Origin of the sequence: Streptomyces sp. Edi4 (assembly GCF_040253615.1) — a bacterium.
Classification (GTDB): Bacteria; Actinomycetota; Actinomycetes; order Streptomycetales; family Streptomycetaceae; genus Streptomyces.
The window spans coordinates 7313046-7332514 of record NZ_JBEJGY010000004.1 but is presented as its reverse complement, the minus strand read 5'-3'; the positions used below and the strand labels follow the sequence as shown (position 1 = coordinate 7332514).

General features: G+C 71.8%; 6 protein-coding genes and 1 pseudogene. 4 read left to right on the top strand and 3 right to left on the bottom strand.

Annotated elements, in window-relative coordinates:
• The first annotated feature begins 1 nt into the window (after window position 1).
• A pseudogene (locus ABR738_RS37825) lies at window positions 2-11087 on the top strand (type I polyketide synthase).
• Between the two features lie 127 nt (window positions 11088-11214).
• Here ABR738_RS37825 and ABR738_RS34970 read toward each other — a convergent pair.
• Genes ABR738_RS34970 through ABR738_RS34960 form a run of 3 tightly spaced genes read right to left on the bottom strand, consistent with a single transcriptional unit; the run spans window position 11215 to window position 14788 of the window.
• Window positions 11215-12822, bottom strand: a complete 1608-nt coding sequence (locus ABR738_RS34970) for an MFS transporter (RefSeq protein WP_350233979.1) — start codon at window positions 12820-12822, stop codon at window positions 11215-11217.
• A gap of 38 nt (window positions 12823-12860) precedes the next feature.
• Entirely contained in the window at window positions 12861-13508 is a 648-nt protein-coding gene (locus ABR738_RS34965; protein ID WP_350233978.1) for a response regulator transcription factor, read from the bottom strand.
• Window positions 13496-14788 carry a sensor histidine kinase gene (locus ABR738_RS34960; RefSeq protein ID WP_350233976.1) on the bottom strand — a complete coding sequence of 431 codons (1293 nt, stop codon included), beginning with the start codon at window positions 14786-14788 and terminating at the stop codon, window positions 13496-13498. The genes ABR738_RS34965 and ABR738_RS34960 overlap by 13 nt, the downstream gene beginning before the upstream one ends.
• Before the next feature lie 293 nt (window positions 14789-15081).
• Between ABR738_RS34960 and ABR738_RS34955 the strand changes: the two genes are divergently transcribed.
• The 3 genes from ABR738_RS34955 (at window position 15082) to ABR738_RS34945 (ending at window position 19415) form a co-directional block, all read left to right on the top strand.
• Complete coding sequence (locus ABR738_RS34955; protein ID WP_350233975.1) at window positions 15082-15885, top strand: ABC transporter ATP-binding protein; 804 nt, start codon at window positions 15082-15084, stop codon at window positions 15883-15885.
• Between the two features lie 8 nt (window positions 15886-15893).
• Complete coding sequence (locus ABR738_RS34950) at window positions 15894-18437, top strand: FtsX-like permease family protein (RefSeq protein ID WP_350233974.1); 2544 nt, start codon at window positions 15894-15896, stop codon at window positions 18435-18437.
• Window positions 18438-18656: 219 nt separating this feature from the next.
• Window positions 18657-19415, top strand: a complete 759-nt coding sequence (locus tag ABR738_RS34945; RefSeq protein WP_350233972.1) for a thioesterase II family protein — start codon at window positions 18657-18659, stop codon at window positions 19413-19415.
• Window positions 19416-19469: the final 54 nt, after the last annotated feature.

Here is a 19469-nt window from a genome sequence, read left to right as displayed (position 1 = left end):
CGTGGATACACCTGTCCAGAAGATCGCCGAGGCACTGCGCAAGTCGCTGCTGGAGAACGAGCGGCTGCGTCGGCGCTACGACGAGGCGACCTCGCCCGAGCCGGTGGCCATCGTGGGCATGAGCTGCCGTTTCCCGGGCGGTGTCGAGTCCCCCGAGGATCTGTGGTCGCTCGTGGACTCGGGCACCGACGCGATCACCGGCTTCCCCGACAACCGGGGCTGGGATCTCGACGGGGTGTACGACCCGGAGGGCGTACGGCCGCACACCAGTTACACCGGGCAGGGCGGGTTCCTGCACGGGGCGCCGGAGTTCGACCCGGCGTTCTTCGGGATGAGCCCGCACGAGGCGACCGCGACCGATCCCCAGCAACGGCTGCTCCTCGAGGTGGCCTGGGAGGCGTTCGAGCGGGCCGGGATCGACCCTCATGACCTGACGGGCACTCAGACGGGGGTGTACGCAGGGGTCATGGCCACCGACTACCCGGTGCGCGTGGGCACGGTGCCCGAGGGCGCCGAGGGGTTCATGGTCACCGGCACGGACGGCAGCATCGTCTCCGGGCGCATCTCCTACACCCTCGGCCTTGAGGGACCCGCCGTCTCCATCGACACGGCCTGCTCTTCGTCCCTGGTGGCGCTGCACCTGGCCGTGCAGGCGCTGCGTCAGGGCACCTGCTCGCTGGCGCTGGCCGGTGGCGTCACCGTGATGTCCACGGCCCGTACGTTCGTGGAGTTCAGCCGGCAGCGCGGTCTCGCCCTCGACGGACGCTGCCGGTCCTTCGCCGACGCCGCCGCCGGTACGGGCTGGGGCGAGGGCGCGGGCATGCTGGTCCTGGAGAAGCTGTCCGACGCGCGCCGCAACAACCGGCGCGTCCTAGCCGTGGTGCGGGGCTCCGCCCTGAACCAGGACGGCGCGAGCAACGGCCTCACCGCGCCCAACGGCCCCTCGCAGCAGCGCGTGATCCGCCAGGCCCTGGCCGACGCGGGCCTGAGCGCGGGGGAGGTCGACGCCGTGGAGGCACACGGCACCGGCACGGTCCTCGGCGACCCGATCGAGGCACAGGCGCTGCTCGCCACCTACGGCAAGGGCCGTCCGGCCGACGACCCGCTGTGGCTCGGCTCGGTCAAGTCCAACATCGGGCACACCCAGGCCGCCGCCGGTGTCGCGGGCGTCATCAAGATGGTCATGGCGATACGCAACGGCGTCCTGCCCAAGACCCTGCACGTGGACGAACCCTCCACGAAGGTGGACTGGGAGGACGGGACGGTGGAACTGCTCACCGAACCGGTGCCGTGGCAGCGCGACCGCCCGCGCCGCGCCGGCGTCTCCTCCTTCGGCCTCAGCGGCACCAACGCCCACGTCATCATCGAGCAGGCACCCGAGGCAGCACCGGCCCCGGCCGACGAGGCGACACCCGATCCCGTCGCCGAGCCGGCGACCGCGCTGCCCTATCTCATCACCGCGAAGAGCGCTGCGGCGCTGCGCGCCCAGGCAGGACGCCTCGCCGAGCAGGTCGCGACCGGCCTCGGGGTGCGCCCCGCCGACCTCGGGTACTCCCTGGCGACCACCCGCGCCGCGATGGAACACCGGGCCGTGCTCGTCGCGGACGGCACGGACGCGCTGCTCGCGGGGCTGAGAGCCACCGCCAAAGGAGACACCCCCGAGGGCCTGGTGACCGGCACCGCCGCCGGCCGCGCCAAGGTGGCCTTCGTCTTTCCCGGTCAGGGCTCGCAGTGGGCCGGCATGGCGCTTGAACTTCTGGACACCGCCCCGGTGTTCGCCGACCGCGTCCGCGCGTGCGCGGAAGCCTTCCGCCCCCACGTCGACTGGGACCTGCTCGCCGTGCTGCGGGGGGAGCCGGACGCGCCCACCCTGGAACGCGTCGACGTGGTCCAGCCGGTCCTGTTCGCCGTCATGGTCTCGCTTGCCGAACTGTGGCGTGCGCACGGCGTGAAGCCCGCCGCCGTGGTGGGCCACTCGCAGGGCGAGATCGCCGCGGCGTGCGTCGCGGGCGCGCTCTCCCTGGAGGACGCCGCGCGCGTGGTGACGCTGCGCAGCCAGGCCATCGCGCGTCGGCTGACCGGCCCCGGCGGCATGATGTCGGTGTCCCTGCCCGCCGAGCAGGTCGCCGAACGGCTGCGCCGCTGGGACGGGCGGCTCTCGGTGGCCGCCGTCAACGGCGCGGGTTCGGTCGCCGTGTCCGGTGACTCCGACGCCCTGGACGAACTGCTCACCGAGCTCACGGCCGAGGACATCTGGGCCCGCCGGATCCCGGTCGACTACGCCTCGCACTCCGCCCATGTGGAGTCCATCGAGCAGGAACTCCTCGACCTCCTGCGCGACATCACGCCCCGCGCCTCGCGCACCCCGTTCTACTCGACGGTGACCGCGTCACTCATCGACACCAGTGAGCTCGACGCCACCTACTGGTACCGCAATCTGCGCCAGACCGTGCGCTTCGAGGAGACGACCCGGGCGCTGCTCGCCGACGGCCACAGCGTCTTCGTCGAGGCGAGCCCGCACCCGGTGCTTTCCATGGGCATCCAGGAGACCGGTGAGGCGGCCGGGCGGCCCGCCACCGCCGTGGGTTCGCTGCGCAGGCACGAGGGCGGCATGGACCGCTTCCTGCTCTCGCTCGGCGAGGCCTGGGTGCAGGGCGTCTCCGTGGACTGGGAGGCGCCGTTCGCACCGTACGCCCCTTCCTGGGTCGACCTGCCCACCTATCCGTTCCAGCGCACCTCATTCTGGCCGCGCCCCGACACCGGGGGTACGGACGTGGCCTCGGCAGGGCTCGACGCCGCCGACCACCCCCTGCTGGGCGCGGTCATGAAACTTGCCGACGCCGACGGCGCTCTTCTCACCGGCCGGATCGGCCTGGACACCCACCCCTGGCTCGCGGACCACGCGGCAGGCGGCACTGTGCTGCTGCCAGGCACAGCGCTGGTGGAGCTGGCCGTGCGCGCGGGCGACCAGGTCGGCTGCGGACGCGTCGACGAACTCACCCTGACCGCACCGCTGTTGCTGCCCCCCAAGGGCGGCATCCAGATCCAGGTCTTCGTGGGCGTACCGGACGCGACGGGCCGGCGCCCTGTCTCCGTGCACGGGCGTCCGGCGACGGGATCCGGCGAGACGCGCGACAACTCCCCTGATGGCGAGGCGATTTGGGCGAGCCATGCGACGGGATACCTCGTACCCGAGCCGTCGCGGATTGCCGCCCCGGACGCCACGACGGTCTGGCCGCCCGAAGGCGCCACCGCGCTCGATGTGACGGACCTGTACGAGCGGCTTGTCGAGCAGGGCTACGGCTACGGGCCCGTCTTCCAGGGACTGCGCGCCGCGTGGCAGCGAGGGGACGAGGTGTTCGCGGAGGTCGCCCTGCCCGAGGGCGCCCGCGAGGAGGCCGCCAGATTCGGACTGCACCCGGCGCTCCTCGACGCGGCTCTGCACGCGGCGGGCCTCGGCCCGTTCGACACCCACTCCGAGACCGCCGGGACCAACGAGAGCGCTGACGCCGTCGGAGTCCGGCTTCCCTTCAGCTGGAGCGGCGTGAGCCTGCGGGCGGTGGGCGCGGCCGCGCTGCGGGTACGGGTCTCACCGGCCGGTGAAGACGCGGTGCGCCTGCACCTGTCGGACGCGAAGGGCGCGCAGGTGGCCTCCGTCGACGCGCTGATCCTGCGTCCGGTCCCGCTCGGCGGCCTGTCGGCGGCCCCCGCACCGCACCGCGATTCGCTGTTCCAGGTGGAGTGGCAGGCGGCGGACCGGCCGACGCCCGGGCGGACGGTGACCTGGGCTCCGCTCTCCATGGACGGGGGCGACGCCGAGGCCGTGACGGTGGCCCGGTCCGGTGTGTCCGCCGCTCACGCCGCGCTGCTCCCGGCCGGTGAGCCCGTGCGCGCGGACAGCCCCGCGCACGCCGACGGGCCCGTGCACACCGACAGCGCAGCCGGGGCGGGACCGCTCGCACCCGAGGTGTTCGTCCTGCCCTGCCCGCCGGTCGACCTCAGCGACGCGGAGCAGGTGCCCCAGCGGCTGCGTGACGTGCTCGCCACCGTGCTCAGCGCGTTGCAGAAGTGGTCGGCCGAGGACCGGCCGGTCTCGTCCCGGCTGGCCGTGGTCACCCAGGGAGCGGCGGGCCCCGGGGATCTGCCGATGGACGTGGTCGGGGCTTCGGTGTGGGGTCTGGTGCGCGCCGCGCAGGCCGAGACGCCGGACTGCTTCGTCCTGGTCGACTCGGACGGCACGCCGGAGTCGGCACGGCGGCTCGCCGCCGCCGTCGTGTCGAGTGGTGAGCCGGAGTTGGCGCTGCGTGACGGCCGGATCCACGTACCCCGCCTCACCCGCGCCACCACCCCCACCCAGCCCGCACTCACCGGCTTCGAGGAGTGGGGACCCGAGGACACCCTCCTCATCACCGGCGGCACCGGAGGACTCGCCACCCTCCTCGCCGAACACCTCATCACCCACCACCACATCAAAAACCTCACCCTCGCCAGCCGCCAAGGACCGGGCGCACCTAACGCCACCCAACTCACAGACCACCTCACCCAACTCGGCGCCCACATCACCCTCCACACCTGCGACGTCAGCAACCCCACCCAACTCACCCACCTCATCAACAACACCCCCCACCTCAAAGGCATCATCCACACCGCAGGCACCCTCCACGACGCCACCCTCACCAACCAAACCCCCCACCACCTCAACACCACCCTCACCCCCAAAGCCGACGCCGCCTGGCACCTCCACCACACCACCCAACACCTCAACCTCACCCACTTCATCCTCTACTCCAGCGCCGCCGCCACCCTCGACGGCGCAGGCCAAGCCAACTACGCCGCCGCCAACGCCTTCCTCGACGCCCTCGCCACCCACCGCACCACCCACAACCAACCCGCACACTCCCTCGCCTGGGGCCTGTGGACCCAGCACACCAGCATGACCGGCCATCTGAGCGCGGCGGACATCGAGCAGATGGCCAGGTCCGGTGTGCGCGGCCTCTCCGGGGAGGAAGGCCTCGCGCTCTTCGACGCCGCTGTATCCGGCTCGGCCCCCGTCCTGCTGCCGATCCGGCTCGACCTCAAGGCGCTGCGCGACCGTCCCGGCGACTTGCCGCCGCTGTTGAGCGGGCTCGTACGTCCGGTGACCCGGCGTGCCATCGCGGCGGCGGCGGACGGCGGTGACACGCTTGCCGACCAGCTGCTCCGGATGCCCGCCCCCGAGCGCAACCGGCTGCTTCTCGACCTGGTCCGCACGCACGTCGCCGGCATCCTCGGCCACGAGAGCGGCGACGCCGTCGCCCCCGACCGCGCGTTCAAGGAGCTGGGCTTCGACTCCCTCGCCGCCGTGGCACTGCGCAACCGCCTCGGCACAGCGACTGGCATCCGGCTGCCGGTCACCCTGGTCTTCGACCATCCGACGCCGACCGCGCTGGCCGAGTACCTTCGCGCCGAACTCATCGGCTCGGACGCGTCCCAGGCGCCGGGAGCCGCCACGGCGGCCTCGTCCCTCGACGAGCCCATCGCCATCGTCGGCATGAGCTGCCGCTTCCCCGGCGGCATCAACTCTCCCGAGGAACTGTGGCAGTTGCTCGCCGAAGGACGGGACGGGATCTCGCCCTTCCCCGAGGACCGCGGCTGGAACATCGCGGAGATCTGCGACACCAGCGGCCTGCGGGCGAACACCAGCCACGCCGCCGAGGGCGGTTTCCTGCACGACGCGGCCGACTTCGACGCCGAGTTCTTCGGCATCTCCCCGCGCGAAGCACTCGCCACCGACCCCCAGCAGCGTCTGCTCCTGGAAACGTCCTGGGAAGCACTCGAACGCGCCGGTATAGACCCACACACCTTGCGTGGCAGCCGGCACCGGCGTCTTCGCCGGAGTCATGTACCACGACTACGCCACCCGGCTCGGCAACTCGCCCCTGCCCGACGGCGTCGACACTTACCTCGGCAACGGCAGCCTCGGCAGCGTCGCCTCCGGACGCGTCTCCTACACCCTCGGCCTCGAAGGCCCCGCCGTCACCGTCGACACCGCCTGCTCCTCCTCGCTCGTCGCCCTGCATCTCGCGGTGCAGGCGCTGCGGGGCGGCGAGTGCTCACTCGCACTCGCGGGCGGCGTCTCGGTGATGTTCACGCCGGAGACGTTCATCGACTTCAGCCGGGCCCGGAATCTGGCTCCGGACGGCAGGACGAAGGCGTTCGCAGGCGCGGCGGACGGCACGAGTCTGTCCGAGGGAGCCGGCGTCCTGCTGGTGGAACGCCTCTCCGACGCCCAGCGCAACGGCCATCGCGTCCTCGCGGTCGTACGCGGCTCCGCCGTCAACCAGGACGGCGCGAGCAACGGCCTCACGGCGCCGAACGGCCCCTCCCAACAACGCGTCATCAACCAAGCCCTCACGAACGCCGGACTCAACCCCACCGACATCCACGCCGTCGAAGCACACGGCACCGGCACCGTCCTCGGCGACCCCATCGAAGCCCAAGCCCTCCTCGCCACCTACGGCCAAAACCGCACGGACAAGGACCCGCTGTGGCTCGGCTCGGTGAAATCCAACCTCGGCCACACCCAGGCAGCCGCAGGCGTCGCCGGCGTCATCAAGATGGTCATGGCCATGCGCAACGGCGTCCTGCCCAGGACCCTCAACGTGGACGAGCCGACCCCGCACGTGGACTGGACGGCCGGACAGGTCGAACTGCTCACCGAGGCGGTGGACTGGCCGAACGACGAACCCCGTCGCGCGGGTGTGTCCTCGTTCGGGATCAGCGGCACGAACGCCCACGTCATCCTGGAGGAGGCCCCGGACCCGGCCCCCGAACCCAACAGTGCGGCCTCCGAAGTGCCCCGGCGGGACACGGCGGTGCTGGCACTGCCGCTCAGCGCCCGTACCGGCACGGCCCTCGGCGCGCAGGCCGCGAGTCTGGTGAGCCTGCTGGAGGGTGCCGATGCGCCGGACCCGGCAGCTGTCGGGCTGGCACTGGCCACGACACGGGCCCAGCTGGAACACCGCGCGGTGGTGCTGGGGCCGGATCGCGATGAACTCCTGGCGGGATTGCGGTCGTTGGCGTCGGGCGAGACGGACCCGGGTGTCGTGCGCGGTGTCCGGGCTGAGGGCCGGCTGGCGTTCCTCTTCACCGGGCAGGGCGCGCAACGGATCGGCATGGGCCGTGAACTGGCCGCCGCCTTCCCGGTGTTCGCGTCCGCGCTTGATGAGGTGTGCGGACACCTGGACCCGCTCCTCAGCCGCCCGCTGAAGGATGTGCTGTTCGCGGAGGAGGGGTCGGCTGAGGCGGCGCTGCTCGACCAGACGGCGTACGCCCAGCCCGCGCTGTTCGCGATCGAGACCGCGCTGTTCCGGCTGACCGAAGCCCTCGGCGTACGCCCCGACCTGCTGGCCGGTCACTCCATCGGCGAGATCAGCGCCGCCCACGCCGCCGGTGTGTTCTCGCTGGAGGACGCCTGCACCCTGGTCGCGGCGCGCGGACGGCTCATGCAGGCGCTGCCCGAGGGCGGGGTGATGGCCGCCCTCCAGGCCACCGAGGAGGATGTCCTCGTACTCCTCGAAGGCGTCGAGGACGTGGCGATCGCCGCCGTCAACGGGCCGCGTGCGGTGGTGGTTTCGGGCGCCGCCGCCTCCGTGGACAAGGTCGTGGAAGCGGTACGGGACCAGGGCGGCAAGACCACCCTCCTCAAGGTCTCCCACGCCTTCCACTCACCCCTGATGGACCCCATGCTGGAGGACTTCAGGGACGTACTCACCGGACTCACCTACCACGAGCCCCGCATCCCCCTCGTCTCCAACGTCACCGGCCGCACCGCCACACCGGGTGAACTCACCACCTCCGAGTACTGGGCGACCCACGTCCGGCATGCAGTCCGTTTCGCCGACGGCATCCAGGCGCTGGCCGCCGAAGGCGCCACCACCTTCCTGGAGATCGGCCCCGACGCCGTCCTCACCGCCATGGCCCCTAGCGCCCTGGACGACGACACCACCACCGCCTTCATCCCCCTCCTGCGCCGCAACCGCCCCGAGGAAACCGAAACACTCACCGCCCTGGCCCGCCTCTGGACCACCGGCCACACCATCAACTGGCCCACGCTCCACACCAACTCCCCCACCCACCCCATCGACCTGCCCACCTACCCCTTCCAGCGCCAGCGCTACTGGCTCGACCCCGCCCCCACCGCCGGCGACATCACCACCCTCGGCCAAACCCCCACACACCACCCCCTCCTCAGCGCCATCCTCCACCGCGCCGGCACCGACGAAGCCATCCTCACCGGGCGCATCAGCACCCACACCCATCCCTGGCTCGCCGACCACACCATCATGGGCACCACCCTCCTGCCCGGCACCGCACTCGTCGAACTCGCCCTGCACTCCGGCCACCACACCGGCACACCTCACCTCGAAGAACTCACCCTCCACTCCCCCCTCGTCCTCGCCCCCCACCAACCCCTCCACCTCCAAGTCACCGTCGGGCCCCCCGACCCCCGCCAGCACCGCACCCTCACCATCCACACCCGCCCCGACACCCCCCACGCCACCGCCGACACACCCTGGACCCAACACGCCCAAGGCACCCTTGCCCCCCAACCCACCACCACTCCCACACCCGACCCCGCCCCTTGGCCGCCCACCAACGCCCACCCCATCCCCCTCCACCACGCCTACCAACACCTCGCCGACCACGGCTACGACTACGGCCCCACCTTCCAAGGCCTCCACACCGCCTGGCGCGACCACGACACCACCTACGCCGAGATCACCCTCCCCCCGCACGCCCACCAAGACGCCACCACCTTCGTCCTCCACCCCGCCCTCCTCGACGCCGCACTCCACGCCGCCGATCTGGGCGGCGACGACACCGAGGACGACCCGTCGGGCATGTTGCTCCCGTTCGCCTGGGAAGGCGTGACCCTTCACGCGACCGGCGCGACCAAGCTGCGCGTACGCATCACCCGTCCGGCCGAGAACACGTTGTCGGTCGAGATGGCCGACCCGCACGGCGTGCCGGTGGCCTCCGTACGCTCCCTCGTGCTGCGTCCCCTCAGCCCTGAGCAGCTGCTCGGCGCCGTACGCTCCCAGGGCGGCGGCCAGCCGTTGTTCGGCATCGATTGGGCTCCGCTATCGCTTCCGGCCGCCAGGGACGGTGACGGCAGCGGATCCTTGACGCACCGACAACTCACGGGTGCTGACGGCGGGTTGACAGAGCAGGAAGTGGCTCCGGACGTCGTGGTGATCCACTGCACCGAGGAGTCCGAAGCGGCCTCGCCCGTAACCCCTGACGTGGTGCGCGACACCGCCTGGCGCGTGCTCGCGCTCCTGCGGCGGTGGCTGGTGGACGAGCGGTTCGCGGCGTCCCGGTTCGTGGTCGTGACCCGGCACGGCGTCGCCGTGTCCCGCCCCGGTGAGGACGTCGAGGACGTACTCGACCTCGCGGGGGCGGCGGTATGGGGTCTGGTGCGCGCGGTGCGTGAGGAGCACCCCGGCCGGGTGACCCTGGTGGACGTGGACGGTACGCCGGAGTCGCAGGAGGCGCTGACGGCTGCCTCGCTGGCGGCGGGCACCGACCGCGAGCCGGAGATCGCCCTGCGCGACGGCGCCGCGTTCGCCCCCCGGCTCGTGCGCGTCACATCCGCGCCCGCACCCGCCGATACCGGCGGCCTCTCCGAGGCTGCGGGCGACCAACTCGACCCCGATGGAACGGTGTTGGTGGCCGGCGGCACGGGCGGCCTTGGCCGGGTGCTGGCCCGTCATCTGGTCACCGAGCACGGCGTGCGCCACCTGCTGCTCCTGAGCCGTCGCGGTCCCGCCGCCGAGGGCGCCGACAAGCTCGCCGCGCAGCTGGCGGAACTCGGCGCGCGCGTCGACATCGTGGCCTGTGACGCCTCTGACGAGGACCAGTTGGCCGCCGCGCTCGCCAACATTCCGGCCGATCGGCCGCTGACCGGCGTCGTGCATGCCGCCGGAGTGCTGGGTGACGCGACGCTGGCGTCGATGACGTCCGACGGGTTCGCCACCGTCCTGCGTCCCAAGGTGGACGCCGCGCTCAACCTCCACCGTCTGACGGCCGACGCGCGGTTGGAGATGTTCGTCCTGTTCTCCTCGGCGGCGGGCACGCTGGGGGCTGCCGGGCAGTCCAACTACGCTGCCGCCAACACCTTCTTGGACGCGCTGGCCCAGCACCGTCGTGCCCGGGGACTCGCGGGCCTCTCCTTGGCGTGGGGGCTGTGGGACGCGGAGACGGGCATGGGTGACCAGCTCGCCGACGCCGATGTCCGGCGGATGGCACGCTCGGGCATGCGGGCACTGTCGGTGGAGGAGGGCCTGGCGCAGTTCGACGCCGCGCTCGCCCTGGGCGACATCGGCCGCGCCGGTTCCGGGCAGGGCGCGCCCGGTCGCGCGGTCCTGCTCCCGATGGCGCTCGAACCCGCGGCGACGCGGGCCGCCGGTGGCGCCGGTGACGTACCCGCGCTGCTGCGCGCTCTGGTGCGCACCACGGCCCGCCGCGCCGTGGACAGCGGCTCCGCTACGGAGGCTGACTCCCTGGGTGACGAGCTGGCCGGCCGGTTGGCTTCGCTCTCCGCCGAGGAGCAGGAACGTACGCTGTTGGGGTTGGTGCGCCGTCACACGGCCGAGGTTCTTGGCCACGCCGGAGGCCATGCGGTCGATCCGCTGCGTGGTTTCGTGGAACTGGGCTTCGACTCGTTGACGGCGCTCGAACTGCGCAACCGGCTGGGCGCCGCGAGCGGGCTCCGGCTGCCGTCCACGCTGATCTACGACCACCCCACTCCGCTGGCCGCCGCTCGTCATCTGCGTACGGAGCTGGTGGACGACGAGGCCGCCGCCGGGCCGTCCCTGGAGGCCGAACTCGCCGGCCTTGAGGCGGCCATGAGTGGCGCCGCGCCGGACGAAACCGAGCACGCGAGGATCACGGCGCGGCTGCGGGCCCTGACCGTGCGGTGGAGCGAGATCTCGCGGCCCGCCGACGACGGGACACGGACGCTGGCCGACGACCGGGCGGCACTCGAGTCGGTCTCGGCCGACGAGCTGTTCGATCTGCTCGACAGCGAGCTCGACGCCGACTGACGGCGCCCCCTGGGGACAGCGCCCGCTGTCCGCAGGGATCTCGGGCGGGAACCGCCTGAGTCGGGGCACACACGGAAGGCCGGCCACCGGGGGTACTCGGTGGCCGGCCTTCCGCGTGTCGTCTCTGTCAGCCGCTGCCTGTCGTTGCGACGCTGTCCGTCCCGGCGGGCGTCTCGGCGGCGCGGGCCACCGTCTCCGGAGTGGCCGAGCGCGCGTTGCGCAGCAGCACGAGCGAGGTCACGGCCATCGCGAGCAGCAGTCCGGCCGCCGTCCAGGAGGCGACGCGCAGCCCGTGCGCGAAGGCCTCGCGCGCGGCGTCGAGCAGTTCGGCGCCGGTGCGCGGCGGCAACTGCCGGGCGGTCTCCAGTGCGCCGCCCAGGGTGTCCTTCGCGGCCCCGACCGCCGCGTGCGAGAGTCCGGAAGGAACCTGGTGTGCCACGTCGTAGCGGTAGACGGCGGTGCCGATGCTGCCCAGGATGGCGATGCCGAACGCGCCGCCGAACTCCGTGGCGGTCTGCGACAGACCGGAGACCGATCCCGCGCGGTCGGCCGGGGCGGCGGCGATGACCAGGTCGGACGTGGTGGTCATGACGGCCGTGATGCCGGCGGCCATGACCACGGTGCCGGTCGCGAGCACCCCGACACCGGAGTCGGCATGGAGCTGGGAGAGCACACCGTATCCGGCGGCCGCGACCACCAGGCCGCCCGTCACAACCGCCCCGGGCCGTACGAACCGGGCGAGCAGCGGGGCCGTCGCCGAGCTGACCAGGGCGGCGCCGGCGGCGGGCAGCGCCCACAGGCCGGCCTCCAACGGCCCGAATCCGAGCACCATTTGGAGGTACTGGGAGGTGAAGAGGCCGGACCCGACGAGTGAGAAGATCGCGAGCACGCTGGTCGCGACGGCGGCGCTGAACACCCGGTCCCGGAACAGCCGTACGTCCAGGAGGGGTTCGGCCAGGCCGCGCTGGCGGCGCAGGAAGTACCAGGCGATGACGAGCCCCGCGAGGAACAGGGCAAGGGGCAGCGCGCTCAGGCCGTCCTCGGCGATCCGCTGGATGCCGTAGACGGCGGGCAGGACCGCGGCCAGCGACAGCGCGGCGCTGAACAGGTCGAACCTGCCGGGCTTTTCGGCCCTCGACTCCGGCAGGAGCGGCGGCGCGAGCACGAGCAGCAGCGCCATGACGGGCAGATTGACCAGGAAGACCGATCCCCACCAGAAGTGTTCGAGGAGTACGCCACCGAGGAGCGGGCCGAGAATGGCTCCGGCGGCGAACGCGCCGGTCCACACGGCGATGGCGATCCTGCGCTGCCCGTCGTCGCTGAACATGTTGCGGATCAGGGACAGGGTGGAGGGCATCAGGGTGGCGCCGCCGAGCCCGAGCAGGGCCCGGGTGGCGATGAGCATGGCCGGCCCGGTGGCCGAGCAGGCGAGCAGCGAGGCCGCTCCGAAGACGACGGCGCCCAGCATCAGGAGCCGTCTGCGGCCGATGCGGTCGCCGAGCGAGCCCATGGTCAGGAGCAGCCCGGCCAGGACGAACGGGTAGATGTTGACGATCCAGAGGAGTTGCGCGCTGCTCGGCCGTAACTCACCGCTGATGAACGGCAGCGCGTAGGACAGTACTTGCATGTCGAGGGAGACCAGCAGGACGGGGAGGATGAGGACGGCGAGGCCCGTCCACTGTTTCCGCCCGGCCCTCGTGGCCGGTCGTATCGGCGCTGGGTCGGCGTTGCTCATGGCGTGTTCCGCTCCTGCTCGGCTGCCTGGTTTCGCGCCTACGCGTTGAGGTAGGCGAGTACTGCGAGTACGCGCCGGTTGTCGTCGCCTGACGCGGCGAGTCCCAGCTTCGTGAAAATGCTGTTGGTGTGTTTGCTGACCGCTTTCTCCGAGACGAACATCTTGGCGGCGACCGCCGCGTTGGAACGCCCTTCGGCCATGAGGCCGAGCACTTCGCGTTCGCGTTCGGTCAGGGTGTGCACGGGGCTCGTCTCGGTGTCGTGCTTGATCATCAGCTCGGACACCACCTTGGGGTCCATGACGGTTCCGCCTGCGGCGACCTGGCGGACCATGTCGATGAAGCGGCGCACGTCGAAGACGCGGTCCTTGAGCAGATAGCCGACGCCGCCGTTCTGGTCGGACAGCAGCTCGCGCGCGTACATCTGCTCGACGTGCTGGGAGAGCACCAGAATGGGCAGTCCCGGCACCTGCGCGCGGGCCTGGACGGCGGCCTGGAGTCCTTCGTCGGTGAAGGTCGGTGGCAGGCGTACGTCGACGATGGCCACGTCGGGGCGGTGTTCGAGCAGGGCGCGCAGCATGGCGGGGCCGTTGTCCACCGCTTCGATCACTTCGAAGTCGTGGGCGGTGAGCAGCTGCACGAGCCCTTCCCGCAGCAGGGCAAGGTCCTCGGCGATCACAACGCGCACGGAAGCTCCATCGTCACTAGGGTCGGTCCGCCCACGGGGCTGCTGATGTCGAGTTCGCCGTCGAACGCCGCCAGGCGGCGCTGGAGTCCGCGCAGGCCACTGCCGCCCTCGGGGTCGGCGCCGCCGCGTCCGTCGTCGCCGATCCGGGCCCGCAGTCTGCCCTGGGCGTACCACAGGCGCACGCTCGCACGGCGCGCGCCGCTGTGCTTGGTGATGTTGGCCAGGGCTTCCGCGATGACGAAGTACACGGCCGACTCGACCGGCAGATGGGGCCGGGACGGCAGGTCGATGTCCACCTCGACCGGTACGGCCAGACCCACCGCCAACGCCCGTACGGCGCCGTCGAGTCCGCGTTCGGCCAGGACGGGCGGGTGGATGCCGCGCACGAGGTCGCGCAGTTCGGTCAGCGCCTGGCTGCTGGACTCCATGGCGTCGGCCAGGAGTTTGCGCACCATGGCGGGGTTGCTCTCCAGGAGGGTGTCGGCGAGCCCGAGGCTCATGCCGAGCGACACCAGTCGCGCCTGGGCGCCGTCGTGCAAGTCCCGTTCGATGCGCCGCAGTTCGGCCGCCTGGGACTCCACGGTCTCCGAGCGTGTCTCGGTCAGCCGCTCCACCCGCAGGGCGAGCCGCGCGTTGCGGGTGGGGGCCAGAAGCAGCCGGTTGAAGCGGACGTGCAGCCGGCCGAGCGAGGGAGCGATCAGCAGGCCGAGCGCCACGCACACCAGGCCTTGCGGGATGGCGAGGTTGGCCAAGGTCTGGTCGGTGATGAACCAGGTGACGCCGAAACCCCAGTGCGGGCCCATACTCTGCCACAACAGGGGCGTGACGAACATGCCGTTGAGGCCGTAGGCGACGAACGCGGCGGGCAGCAGGCCCAGGATGAGACCCACGGGTCCGTCGAGCATGGTCCACAGCAGATCGCGCCAGGTGGCGGGGTCGGAGAGCAGCTGGCGGCAGTGTTTGAAGGACCCGGCGGTGTCGTAGGGGTCGTCCAGCTCGGTGGGCCGGTAGGGCGCCTCGATGGTGACGCCCGCCCATTGGCCGGCCGTGCGCCGGTGGAAGTTGGCGAGTCCGCGTACGGCGATCATGACGACGGGGAGGATGAGGAAACCCACGCCCACGATCAGCGCGGCCAGCGTGATCACGGCGACGGTGAACAGGGCGACGCTGGCGACCTGGGAGAGCACGGCGACCACCAGGCCCCGTGCGCACCAGCGCAGCCGCTCCGCCAGGCCGCGTCGTGACGACGCCGGTAACCGATCGGCCCAAACCTTGGACAACTTGCTCCAACCTCCTGTGGTCCGGATGGTCCCGGAAGCGCACTCCTCCCGCGAGCCTCATGATGCAGCACGCGCGGGCGGTGACCGACCGGACTCCCGTGACCGTGCCCAGTGTCACGGTACTCACAGGGTCGCGTGTGAACCGTGCGCGAAGCAGTGGAGAAGAACCCAGGTCAGGGGTGGAGTTTTCTCCACCCCCCTTGTGGACACAGACCCATCGGCCCTGCCGCTCCCCGTCCGTAGCGTGGTTGTCGTGATCGCGTCCACCACGCGACAGTGACAGGGAGCTTCGAATGGACACCACCGCAGTCGACGACACGGTACGACTGAACGCGGTTCGCAAGGTCTATGGCGAGGGCGCCAACGCGGTGACCGCGCTCGACGGCGTGAGCCTGAGTTTTCAGCGCGGCAGCTTCACCGCCGTGATGGGCCCGTCCGGTTCGGGCAAGAGCACCTTCCTGCACTGCGCGGCGGGGCTGGACCGGCCGACGTCCGGCACGGTCCTGCTGGACGGCGAGGATCTGAGCGGCTACGACGAGACCACGCTGACCAAGATGCGGCGCGAGCGCATCGGCTTCATCTTCCAGTCCTTCAACCTGCTGCCGGCCCTCACGGTGCTTCAGAACGTCACGCTGCCGCTGAAGCTCGCCGGCCGCAGGCCGGACCGGGCCCGGGTGAACGACGTGATCAAGCGGGTGGGTCTGGGCGACCGGACGGGGCGCCGTCCCGCCGAGCTCTCCGGCGGCCAGCAGCAGCGCGTGGCGATCGCCCGCGCCCTGGTCACCAGTCCCGCCGTGGTCTTCGCCGACGAGCCGACCGGCGCGCTCGACACCCGCACCGCACGCGAGGTGCTGCGTCTGATGCAGGAGTCGGTACGGGCGCTGGGCCAGACGATCGTGATGGTGACGCACGACCCGGTGGCCGCCTCGTACGCGGACCGGGTGGTCTTCCTCGCCGACGGCAGGTTCGTGGGTGACCTGTACAACCCGACGGCCGAGGTGGTCGCCGAGCGGATGACCCGTCTTGGCGCCTGGGCCGACGAGGAGCCGGTGGCCTACGGCCAGCAGGTGCGCAACACGGCCGGAGGCACGTACTGATGTGGTCCTTGGCTCTGCGTACGCTGCGGTTCCGCAAGGGCGGATTCGTGGCCACCTTCATCGCCATCTTCTTCGGCGCAGCCCTCATCATGGCGTGCGGCGGTCTCATGGAGAGCGGCGTCCGCGACGCGGTGCCGGCTCAGCGCCTGGCCGCGGCCCCCCTTGTGGTGACCGGCGACCAGACGTACGACGGCTCCCAACTGGCCGAGCGGGTACGGCTCGACGCGGCCCAGGTACGCGCCGTGGCGGCGGTGCCCGGGGTGGAGAAGGCCATCTCGGACGTGTCCTTCCCGGTCGCGGTCGTCCGTGACGGCCGTCCGGTGACGGACCTCTCCGACAACGCGACCGCCACCGAGCACCGTCCGCTCGGCCACGGCTGGGACTCGGCGCGGCTGACCCCCTACACCCTCGCCTCGGGCTCCCAGCCGCAGGCGGCCGGTGACGTGGTGCTCGACACCGCACTGGCGACGCGTGCCGGCGCCTCCGTCGGCGACCGGGTCAGTGTCGTGGCCGGGGGCCGGACGCAGGAGTTCCGGCTGAGCGGAATCGTCAAACAGGCCGGTGGCCGTACGGCGTCACAGCCCGCGGTGTTCTTCACCGACAAGCGGGCCGGCGAGCTGAGCGGCCGGCCCGGCACGGCGGACGCGATCGGTGTGCTGCCCAAGCCGGGCACCGACGTGGCCGACCTGGCCACCCTGGTCAAGAACGCCGCCAAGGGCTCGGCGGTCGTCACGCTGACCGGCGACAACCGGGGGCTCGCGGAGTTCCCGCAGGCCGCCGCCAGCCAGAAGAGCCTGATCACCCTGTCCGCGATCTTCGGCGGCTGGGCGATCCTGGTCGCCATGTTCGGGGCGTCCTCGACGCTGGGTCTGACCATCCAGCAGCGCCACCGCGAAATGGCCCTGATGAAGGCGATCGGCACCACCCCGCGACAGCTGCGCCGCATGATCCTGGGCGAGACGCTGTTCGTCGCGATCGTGGCGTCGGTGCTGGGCTGCCTGCCCGGCGCGCTGCTCAGCGAGCTCCTTTTCGACAAGCTGGTGTCCGCCGGGATGGTCTCGGGGGCCGTCGAGTTCCGGCTGAGCGTGGTGCCGGCCGTGGTGGCCGTGCTCGCCTCGCTGCTCGCCGGGGTCGGCGCCGCGTACATCACCGCACGGAAGATCGCCAAGACGCGGGCCACCGAGGCGCTTGCCGAGTCGTCGATGGAGGGCCGCTGGCTGACCCGCACCCGGATCATCCTCTCGGTGCTCTTCCTGGTCGGCGGCGCGGGCATGGCCGTGATGACGATGACGATGATGAAGGGCGATCTGACGGCCAGCACGGCGGGACCGGCCTGCATCATGTGGGCGATCGGTCTCGCGCTGCTCGCCCCCGGCTTCACCAAGATCATCGTGGCGCTGCTCCAGGGCCCGCTGCGCGCCCTCGGCGGTCTGTCGGGACAGATGGCGGTGCTCAACTCCCGGGCGCACACGATCCGGATGGCCGCCACCATCACGCCGATCATCCTCCTGACCGGCATCGCCACCGGCACGCTGTACATGCAGCAGATCGAGGACGCCTCCAACCGCTCCGCGCACACCGGGATCCTGCGGGCCGACGACGTCCTGACGTCCAAGACCGGCCCCATCGCCCCCGGCACGCTGAGCCGGGTGCGCCAGGTGCCGGGTGTCGAGGCCGCGTCGGACTACGTGACGAGCACCGGGTTCATGCAGAACCCCGAGGACGCCGCGCAGACCAGTGACGGCCGGCCGCTCCAGGCCGTCGGTGACATCAGGAACCTCTCGGTGCGGGCCGCCGCCGGATCGCTCGAGGACCTGCGCGGTGACAGCGTCGCGCTGCCCGTCGACTACGCGTCCACCCTGGGCAGCGGGGTGGGAACGTCCGTCACGCTGCGGCTGGGAGACGGCACGCAGGCCAAGGTGAAGGTCGTGGCCACCTACCGCGCTGAGGGCGAGACGACGGCGCTGCTGCTGCCCTCCTCGCTGCTCGCGGCCCACACCACCGACGGCGCGGCGAGCCAGATCCTGGTGCGCCACGCCCCGGGCGCCGACGCCGCACAGGTCACCGACGCGGTGACCGCGCTGGTCAAGGACCAGCCGGGCGTCGAGGTCACCGACAGCGCCGCGCTCGTCGCCGGGCGCACCGAGGGCCAGCAGCAACTGGCCACCATCAACTACCTGGTGGTCGGCATGATCGTCGGATACACCGCGATCTCCGTGGTGAACACCCTGATCGCGGCCACCGGCCGGCGCCGCAGGGAGTTCGGTCTCCAGCAGCTGACGGGCTTCACGCGGCGCCAGGTCATGGCGATGATGAGCCTGGAAAGTGTGCTGACGGCCGTCGTCGGTGTGCTGCTCGGCACCGTCGCCGCCACCATCACGCTCTTCCCGTACAGCGTGGCCAAGCTCGACCGGGTGGTCCCCTCCGTACCGGCGTGGATCTACCTCGCGGTGGTGGCCGGGGCGGTGGCGATCACCTTCGCGGCGACCCTGCTGCCGGCCTGGCGGGCCACCAAGCTGCGCCCGGTGGAAGCCGCCACCGCCGCCGCCTAGCACCCACGCGGGCAGGTACGCGAACCCCGCACAAGCCAACCCGAAGGGCCGGGAGTCCATCCCCCGTACGACTGTCCGGCCAGGTCCCACCGCCTCCTGAGGCGGTGGGACCTCATTTTCGTGCCGCACAACCCCTAGGTGGGGCCGGTTAGGGGTTGGCCCGGTCAGGCCCGGATGAAAGCCTTCGCCGGGTAGGCCACACACACGAGGGGCAGTTGAGTGACGAGCAGCGTGCAGCACAAGAGCGACTGGATCCAGCGCTACCACCCGGCTCCGGACGCCAAGAACCGGCTCGTCTGCTTTCCGTACGCGGGCGGCGCCGCCAGCTACTTCCACCCCGTCTCCCGGATGCTGTCGCCGGAGATCGACGTGCTCGCGGTCCAGTACCCCGGCCGCCAGGACCGCAGGACCGAGCCCCCGTCGGCCTCCATCGAGGAGCTGGCGCGGCACGTCACGACGGCGCTGCGACCCTGGGCCGACCGCCCGCTGACGCTGCTCGGGCACAGCATGGGCGCCATGGTCGCCTACGAGGTGGCGCGGCTGCTCACCCAGGACGGAGCGGCCCCGCTGTCCCTCGTCGTCTCCGGCCGCCGCTCGCCCACCAGCGTGCGGCAGGAGTCGGTGCACCAGCGCGACGACGAGGGAATCGTGGCCGAGATGGAGCGGCTGGGCGGCAGCGATCTTCGGGCCTTCCAGGACCCCGAACTGCGCGCGTTGTTCCTGCCGGTGATCCGCGCCGACTACAAGGCGGTGGAGACCTACCGCCATCAGGCCGGTCCCGCGCTGTCCTGCCCGGTCCTCGCGCTGCTCGGCGACAGCGACCCGATGGCGAGCCTCGAGGAGACCCGCGCCTGGGCCCAGCACACGAGCGGCCCGTTCGAGCTGCGGACGTTTCCCGGCGGGCACTTCTACCTCAACTCCCACGCCGTCGCCGTGACCGAGGCCGTACGGGATCACATCACCGCCCTGAACGGATGATGCCCGCGCGCCCCGCCGCCGCCCCCAGGACCGGCCGCCCGACCGTCGGGCGGG

Excerpts from the sequence above, each read along its gene's own strand:
- ABR738_RS34970 (WP_350233979.1), bottom strand. The coding sequence starts at position 12,822 with ATGAGCAACGCCGACCCAGCGCCGATACGACCGGCCACGAGGGCCGGG.
- ABR738_RS34955 (WP_350233975.1), top strand. The coding sequence starts at position 15,082 with ATGGACACCACCGCAGTCGACGACACGGTACGACTGAACGCGGTTCGC.